General features: G+C 61.0%; 1 protein-coding gene and 1 pseudogene. One reads left to right on the forward strand and one right to left on the reverse strand.

The window, feature by feature from the left end; all coding sequences use genetic code 11:
- On the forward strand, positions 1 to 185 hold a 185-nt coding region (locus tag KVT39_RS36420; RefSeq protein ID WP_217591427.1), incomplete at its 5' end, for a hypothetical protein.
- Here KVT39_RS36420 and KVT39_RS36425 read toward each other — a convergent pair.
- Positions 169 to 651: pseudogene (locus KVT39_RS36425) on the reverse strand (transposase); the annotation flags it as partial. The gene KVT39_RS36420 and the pseudogene KVT39_RS36425 sit on opposite strands and share 17 nt — an antisense overlap.
- Between the last annotated feature and the right edge of the window lie 54 nt (positions 652 to 705).

Below are 705 nucleotides of genomic sequence, written 5' to 3' on the forward strand. Positions count from 1 at the left end.
CTACTGCGGCGCCGTCGTATAAAAAACTGGGGAAAATTACTTCGACGAAAGTGGGGAGTATCTATCCGACGCTGACAGCCGGTTACAAACGCCATCGAAAGCCTGAAAGAGGTGGCCTCGCTCGTTCGGACAGGTTCTCGATATTTTTAAGTGGGATGTCCGAGGCAGTCATGCTGCCGATTTGATCGCAGGCAGCGCCGCGAAGTATGCCTCATCCGGCGTCTGATCCGCCAGGCTCGAATGGGGCCGTTTCCGGTTGTACAGCTCGATGTATTCGCCGATGGAACGCCGGGCATGGCTGACCGACTCGTACGCTTTCAGGTAGACCTCCTCGTACTTGATGCTGCGCCAAACCCGCTCGACGAACACGTTATCGCGCCAGCTTCCCTTGCCGTCCATCGACAGCCGGATGCCCCGGTCCAGCACGGCCTCGGTGAACGCGCCCGCCGTGAACTGGCTGCCCTGATCGGTGTTCACGATGTCCGGCAGCCCGTAACGGGCGAACGCTTCCTCCAGCGCTTGGACGGCATGCACGGCTTCCAGCGTGATGGCGACCCGGTGCGAGAGTACCTTGCGGCTCGCCCAGTCCACCACCGCCGTCAGATACACGAATCCGCGTGCCATCGGAAGTGGAGTAAGAGACCGGGCGTAGTCGAGCTATCTCCCGGCCTCTCCTCCCCGAACCGGACTTGCACCTCTCAGCGC

This window comes from Burkholderia sp. GbtcB21 (assembly GCF_019091065.1).
GTDB classification, from domain to species: domain Bacteria; phylum Pseudomonadota; class Gammaproteobacteria; order Burkholderiales; family Burkholderiaceae; genus Burkholderia; species Burkholderia pyrrocinia_C.